The sequence below is a fragment of the Rhodococcus sp. C26F genome, assembly GCF_053345925.1.
In genome coordinates this window covers 54659-61679 of record NZ_JBKFBA010000018.1, presented here as the reverse complement: position 1 = coordinate 61679, position 7021 = coordinate 54659, and the positions used below count along the sequence as shown (strand labels likewise).

The window sequence follows — 7021 nt, the reverse complement described above, 5'->3', positions numbered from 1 at the left end:
CGTCCCGTGCCGAAGAGGCTCCGGCCGATCTCCCGGCCGGCCGCGGACGCCGCCGAGCGGACGAAGCTGCGCACCGCCGCACTGCCGAGCACCTGCTCCACGACCGACACCCCGGTGTCGTCCGGCGCCTGCGGCGGCACGTCCGGGACGGGTTCGACGTCGGTCGCCCCGACCACCGACGCGGTGAGCTTCTCGTAGGCCGATTCACGATCGATGGTGCGGCCGTACTTGCCGTAGAGCGGGTTCGCCTGCGCCGACGCACGCATCGCGCTCTCCCCCACCGTGCCCATCAGCGAACGCGGCGGTCGCAGGCGCGTCCAGGCCACGGGCGTGGGCGCACCCAGCTCGGACAGGACCGTCACGATCGCCTCACCGGTCCCCAGGCCGGTCAGAGCGTCGGCGAGGTCGTAGGCGTCGGTCTTCGGGAGGGTGCGCACGACCTTCGCGAGCGCGGCCTCGTCCTCGGGCGTGAAGGCACGTAGCGCGTGCTGGATCCGCGCTCCGAGCTGTGACAGCACGTTCCGGGGGATGTCGGTGGGCGACTGCGTGCAGAAGACCACCCCGACGCCCTTGGACCGGATGAGCTTCACCGTCTGTTCGATCTGCTGCAGGAATGCCTTCGACGCATCGGTGAAGAGCAGATGCGCCTCGTCGAAGAAGAACACGAGCCGCGGGGTGTCGACGTCGCCGACCTCCGGTAGCGACTGGAACAGGTCGGCGAGCAACCACATCAGGAAGGTCGAGAACAGCGCCGGTCGGGTGGCCTCGTCGCCGAACTCGAACAGGTTGATCGTGCCCTGACCGCCGATCACCCGCAGCAGGTCCTCGACCTCCAGTTCGGGTTCGCCGAAGAACCCGTCTCCGCCCGCGTTCTCGAGGTCGACGACCGCACGGAGGATGACCCCCGCGGCCGCCGCCGACACGGCACCGAGGTCGTCGAGTGCGTCGCGCCCTTCGTCGCTCGTCAGGTGCCGGATCACCTGCCGCAGGTCGGCGAGATCGAGCAGCGGCAGGCCGTTGCGGTCGGCCCAGTGGAAGATCAGCCCCAGGGTGGACTCCTGAGTGGCGTTGAGCCCCAGGACCTTCGAGAGCAGGAGCGGCCCGAACGAGGTGACGGTGGCGCGGACGGGGATACCGACCCCGTCGGTGCCGAGTGAGTAGAAGGTCACGGGATGTCCTGTGGGCGTCCAGTCCTCGTCGCCGGTGTCGGCCGCACGGGTGATCACCGCATCGTCCGGCTCGCCGGCGGCCGACAGACCCGAGAGGTCGGACTTCATGTCGGCCATCACCACCGGAACCCCCGCCGCCGACAGCTGTTCCGCCATGAGCTGCAGCGTCTTGGTCTTGCCCGTGCCGGTCGCACCGGCGACCAGCGCGTGACGATTGAGTGTGGCGAGCGGGATGCGCACCGGCGCCTCGGGATCGGCGACGCCGTCGAGCACGACGGTGCCCAGTTCCAGCGCCTCGCCGATCACCTCGTACCCGGCCGCGATGGTCGCGGCAGTGTTCTCCGGCTTGTCGGTCATGCTCGCCCCCTCCGGCCTCGACCTCGCCCACCGCGACGGTACCGGGCCGTCGAACCCACGGAAGGACCATTTCTATCGGGTGCCAGAATTGTCGCATTACAGTGATTCCGCTCACAACGGTGTCGACGAGGTTTACCACTCGACAGACCGCGCTGACCTGCGTTTTCTCCGAGAGAATCCGCACCGTCGGCGACGCGAGGATCGTTCGCAAAAACAACGACGTGTGCTAGCAACGAATTACGCGACATATTCCACGAACACAGGAGAAACACATTGACGCCCAAGATCGCCATTCTCGGAGCAGGTCCCAGTGGACTCGCGCAGCTGCGCGCTTTCGAAGCAGCCCGGAAGGCCGGTCTGGAGCAGATCCCCGACATCGTCTGCTACGAGAAGCAGCCCGACTGGGGAGGAATGTGGAACTACACCTGGCGCACGGGACTCGACGAGAACGGTGAGCCCGTCCACGGGAGCATGTACCGCTACCTGTGGTCCAACGGCCCGAAGGAATGCCTCGAATTCGCCGACTACTCCTTCGAGGAGCACTTCGGACGTCCCATCCCGTCGTACCCGCCGCGGGCCGTCCTGCTCGACTACATCATGGGTCGCGTCGAGAAGAGCGACGTGCGCAAGTACATCCGGTTCAACACCGCCGTGCGGTGGGTCGAGTGGTCCGACGAGACACAGAAGTTCACCGTGACGGTGATGAACCACGACCGGGGTGCGCTGGAATCCGACGAGTTCGACTACGTCGTCGTCGCCACCGGACACTTCTCCACCCCGCACGTCCCCCACTTCGACGGCCTCGACCGGTTCCCGGGACGCGTACTGCACGCCCACGACTTCCGCGACGCCCGCGAGTTCGCCGGCAAGCGACTGCTGCTCGTCGGCAGCAGCTACTCGGCCGAGGACATCGGAACGCAGTGCATCAAGTACGGCGCCGAACAGGTCACCTTCAGCTACCGCAGCGCACCGATGGGTCACGACTGGCCCGAGCAGTTCTCCGAGGTGCCGTTGCTCACCCACGTCGACGGCAAGGTCGCCCACTTCCGTGACGGCAGCACCCGCGAGGTCGACGCCATCGTGCTGTGTACGGGGTACAAGCACCACTACCCGTTCCTGCCCGACGAACTCGCACTGCGCACCGGCAACCGGCTCTACCCGCGCGACATCTACAAGGGCATCTTCTTCCAGCGCAACCCGAAGCTGATGTACCTCGGCGCGCAGGACCAGTACTTCACGTTCAACATGTTCGACGCGCAGGCCTGGTACGCACGCGACTTCATGCTCGGCCGCGTCGACCTGCCCGACTTCGACACCCGCGAACAGGACATCGACCATTGGCGAGCTCGCGAGGAGAAGCTGTCGTCGCCGGTGGAGGACATCGACTTCCAGGCCGCCTACATTCGCGACCTCGTCGACCGCACCGACTACCCCGAGTTCCACGTCGAACGCCAGGGCGAGGTGTTCAAGCAGTGGAAGCAGGACAAGAAGCGCGACATCATGGGCTACCGCAACAACAGCTACCCCTCGACGCTCACCGGCACCGTCGCTCCGCCGCTCCCGGCACCGTGGATGGAGATCCTCGACGACTCCCCCGAGTCCTTCCTGCGGCACGACTTCACCGCCCCTGAAGTGACCGCAGAGGGGCGGTTCACCGCCCCGGAAGTGACCTCGGAGGGCCGGACCCTCGAGCGTCAGCACACCCCGGCGGCACGTCGTCCCGCCCGCCCGGCCGCGTCGCGCACCGTCGCCGTGAAGGCGTGACGGTGCACATTTCGTCCCGGACCGTCGACGCCGCGCCTCGTGGGTGCGGCGTCGATGGATAGTCTGTCTGTCGTGCAGGACAAACTCGTATGGATCGACTGTGAGATGACGGGGCTGCGTCTCGGCAGCGACAAACTGATCGAGATCGCAGCTCTGGTCACCGACAGTGACCTCAACGTGCTCGGCGAGGGCGTGGACATCGTGATCCACGCCGATGACGACGCCCTCGCCGACATGCCGGAGGTCGTGCAGCAGATGCACGAGCGGTCCGGCCTCACCGAAGAGGTGCGCCGCTCGACGGTCAGCCTCGCCGAAGCAGAGAAACAGGTCCTTGCGTACATCCGCGAGCACGTCACCGAGGCGGGCACGGCGCCGCTGGCCGGCAACTCCATCGCGACCGACCGCGCGTTCATCACCCGCGACATGCCCGAGCTCGACAACTACCTGCACTACCGCATGGTGGACGTCAGCTCGATCAAGGAGCTGTGCCGGCGCTGGTATCCGCGCATCTACTTCGGTCAGCCGGAGAAGGGGCTGTCACACCGGGCGCTCGCGGATATCAAGGAGTCGATCCGCGAACTGCGCTACTACCGGCGCACGGCCTTCGTGGCGCCTCCCGGCCCCACTCCGGCCGATCTTGCAGCCGTCGTGAAGGACCTGGGACCGGCCTGACCAGCCGATTCGTCTTTTTCGTCTTCGTCAGGCTAGTATCTGTACCGCAGGCGCAAGCGACCGAGAGGTTGCCTGCGAATGCGATGGTGAGTGTAGTTCAGTTGGTAGAGCACCAGGTTGTGATCCTGGCTGTCGCGGGTTCGAGTCCCGTCACTCACCCCGAAGAGAGCCCCCGATCGGATTTNGGGGGTTTTCTCGTTCCCGGAAGAATCCTCGCGCACAGCGGTTCCTCACGCGCAGGGCTCCTCGCGCGCGCCGAACCGGGGTTCGCCGCCGCTGCAGCGCGCGCAAGGCCCGGTTCGGGGCGCGAGGCCGGTCTATTCGAACGAGCGCGTCACGAAGGCGTCGACGTCGGCCCGGGAGCGCTCCACCGTCGTGTAGTGCCCGGCCATATAGACGCGGTAGTCGACGTCCGCCCCTGCGGCCTTCATATCGGCGGCGAGCGCCGCGGACAGCGGCAACGGGACCATCACGTCGTGGATGCCGTGCGCGAGGAAGACCGGCCGGTCGTAGCCGTCCACCGGAGCGGCGAGATAGTCGGCCAGCAGCGCCGGCATCGGGCCCTCGGCCAGCGGGCGCGCGAGCAGATCCCCGACCGGGATGTCGCGCACCGACTCCTCGAGATCGTCGTAGCAGAGCTCTTCGGCGCGATCGACGACCTCACGGCCGATCGGGGTCAGGTAGCCCTCGACGTCGACCTCGGGGTAGGCGTCGCGCAGCCCGGCGAAGATGTACCCGCTGAAGCTGACGAGGCCCCACAGGCCCGGATCGGGGAAGCCCGGGACACCGATCGTGAAGGCCCGCTCGAGGTTCGCCGGGGCGCCCGTAGCGACCGTTCCGCGGAAGTCGAGTTCGGGAGCGCGGGAGGTCGCGATCGCGGCGGTGTGCAGCGCCGCGTGCCCTCCCTGCGACTGCCCCATCACGATCCAACTCTCCGACAGCGGCGCCCCGCCGTCGCGGGCGGCCCGGACGATGTCGACGATGCTGTTCGCGGCGCTGGGGCCGTCGAGATAGCGGTGGAGCCCCTCCGAGCCCAGACCCGGGAAGTCGGCAGAGACCACCGCGTACCCGGAATCGAGCCAGTGCTGCAGATAGGTCCGCTCGAGATCGGAACGCGGCGTGCGGGTCGTGAGTGCGCAGTCGTCGCCCACGCCGGTCGTGCCGTGTGCCCAGGCGATGACGGGCCAGCCACCCTCGGGGGCGTCGCCCTCGGGCAGGAACAACGCGCCCGTGGCGACGGTGGGCTCACCGGACCGCCACTCGGTGGAGTATTCGAGCTTGGTGGCCGTCGCGGCACCGGGCACCGACAGTTCGTCGGGCAGCGGCTGTTGTGAGACCACCGAACCCGGTGCCGGAGCGGTCGACGACGCGACCGGCGAGGCCGCCGCCCCTGTCGGTGTCAGGGTTGCAAGCAGTACGGCACCGCAGCAGGCAGCGCTCAACCATCTCCCCCGAACGGCCATCGATCCCCCTTCACCCGTCACGCCGCAGCATTGCCGGCCTTCCACGTCGACCACGGGATGTTCCAGTCACCGAGTCCGTCCGTTCCGGGGAGAGTACCGCCCACGGTGTTGCGGACCACGACGATGTCGCCGCGCTTGGTGTTGTCGAAGATCCACTTGGCGTTGGCGGGGCTGAGGTTCAGGCAGCCGTGGCTGACGTTGCGCACACCCTGGTCGCCGAGCGACCACGGGGCGGAGTGGAAGAAGATGCCGCTGTAGGACATCCGCGTCGCCCACTCGACCGGCGTGCGGTAACCCTGCGCCGAGTCGGAGGGGACGCCGTAGGTGGACGAGTCCATGATCATGGACTCGAACCGGTCGCCGATGATGTAGACGCCGTTGGGTGTGGGCGTGGAGTCCTTGCCGAAGGAGGTCGGCATCGTGATGACGTCGACGCCGTTGCGGGTGACGGTGACCTGCTTGGTCGCGTCGTCCGCGGTGATGACCACCGCGTCGCCGATGGTGAAGGACGAGTGGACGTCGGACTGACCGAAGAGGCCGTCGCCGAGATCCTTGCCGTAGACGTTCACATCGACGGTGATCGCGGTGCCGGGCACCCAGTAGTTCTCCGGCCGCCACCGCACCTCGCGGTTGTTGACCCAGTAGAAGGCGCCCTCGACGGGCGGGTTCGTGGTGACGGTGATGGCCGCCTCGGCCGCGAGCCGATCCGGGATGTTCTCGTCGAACTGCACGGCGATCGGCTGACCGATGCCCACGGTCGACCCCTCACCGGGCAGCACGTAGGGCTGGGTGAGGTTGGCCGGGGACGACGTGGTGAACGACGCCGTCGAGGTGGTCGCGCCGCCGAGCCCGTACGCGACGGTCTCGAGCGTGTAGGAGCGGTTGTAGCCGAGCGGTTCGGTGTTCACCCAGGTGAGTCCGTCCGCAGCGAGTTCGCCCTGCACCGGCTCGCCTGCGGGGTTGAGCAGGGTCACCGAGTCGAGCTTGCCGTTGACCACCGAGACCGTCACCGGGTCGATCGGCGAGAAGCCGACCGAGCCGTCGGCGACACTCGACGACACCGTCGGCTTGATCAGCGCGGCCACGGGATTGGAATCGATGGGCACCTCCTCGGCGCCCGTTCCCGAACCGCCGGCGCATCCCGTGACGAACGCAACAACACCGACGACGACCACTCCGAGGATTCCCCGTACCCGACGACCCCGGGGGTTCCCCGCACTTGATTCCGCCACTTCCATACTCCGATCCCGCCTCCCCCAAGGCACCGAAAACGCACGTCACAACACCGGACACGATGATGCCAGCCCCTCTTGCGGCCGACCCGACGCGACTCCCCCGTACGTCGGTAACGTTCGAATGACAATCGCTCCGACCGTCCGATCCGTTACATCGACGACCTTACAGAAAACATTCTGACCAGGCGATTTGGTGCGTCGCGCGACGGTGTGTAATGTTCTCTTCGTTGCTGGGACGGCATCCCGGGAACAGATCGTCAAGCGCCATTAGCTCAATTGGCAGAGCAGCTGACTCTTAATCAGCGGGTTCGGGGTTCGAGTCCCTGATGGCGCACAACACGAAGGCCGGACACCCAGTGTC

The 7021-nt window shown here is 67.2% G+C and carries 5 protein-coding genes and 2 tRNA genes; 4 read left to right on the top strand and 3 right to left on the bottom strand.

The window, feature by feature from the left end; translation table 11 throughout:
- A partial coding sequence (locus ACLBYD_RS18245; RefSeq protein WP_447817540.1) for a helicase HerA-like domain-containing protein occupies window positions 1–1526 on the bottom strand: 1526 nt, incomplete at its 3' end.
- Between the two features lie 273 nt (window positions 1527–1799).
- On the opposite strand from ACLBYD_RS18245, the gene ACLBYD_RS18240 reads away from it, so the two are divergent.
- From ACLBYD_RS18240 to ACLBYD_RS18230, 3 genes are all read left to right on the top strand, one after another.
- Complete coding sequence (locus ACLBYD_RS18240) at window positions 1800–3290, top strand: flavin-containing monooxygenase (protein WP_447817539.1); 1491 nt, start codon at window positions 1800–1802, stop codon at window positions 3288–3290.
- A gap of 72 nt (window positions 3291–3362) precedes the next feature.
- Window positions 3363–3962 carry an oligoribonuclease gene (gene orn / locus ACLBYD_RS18235; protein ID WP_024100533.1) on the top strand — a complete coding sequence of 200 codons (600 nt, stop codon included), beginning with the start codon at window positions 3363–3365 and terminating at the stop codon, window positions 3960–3962.
- An 86-nt stretch (window positions 3963–4048) separates the two neighbouring features.
- Window positions 4049–4121 (top strand) — tRNA-His (locus tag ACLBYD_RS18230).
- A gap of 158 nt (window positions 4122–4279) precedes the next feature.
- On the opposite strand, the gene ACLBYD_RS18225 is transcribed toward ACLBYD_RS18230, so the two are convergent.
- Window positions 4280–5425: a lipase family protein gene (locus tag ACLBYD_RS18225; protein ID WP_447817538.1), complete on the bottom strand. Its 1146-nt coding sequence runs from the start codon at window positions 5423–5425 to the stop codon at window positions 4280–4282.
- A gap of 17 nt (window positions 5426–5442) precedes the next feature.
- Window positions 5443–6663: a L,D-transpeptidase gene (locus tag ACLBYD_RS18220; RefSeq protein WP_447817537.1), complete on the bottom strand. Its 1221-nt coding sequence runs from the start codon at window positions 6661–6663 to the stop codon at window positions 5443–5445.
- Between the two features lie 258 nt (window positions 6664–6921).
- On the opposite strand from ACLBYD_RS18220, the gene ACLBYD_RS18215 reads away from it, so the two are divergent.
- Window positions 6922–6994, top strand: a tRNA-Lys gene (locus ACLBYD_RS18215).
- Window positions 6995–7021 lie beyond the last annotated feature (27 nt).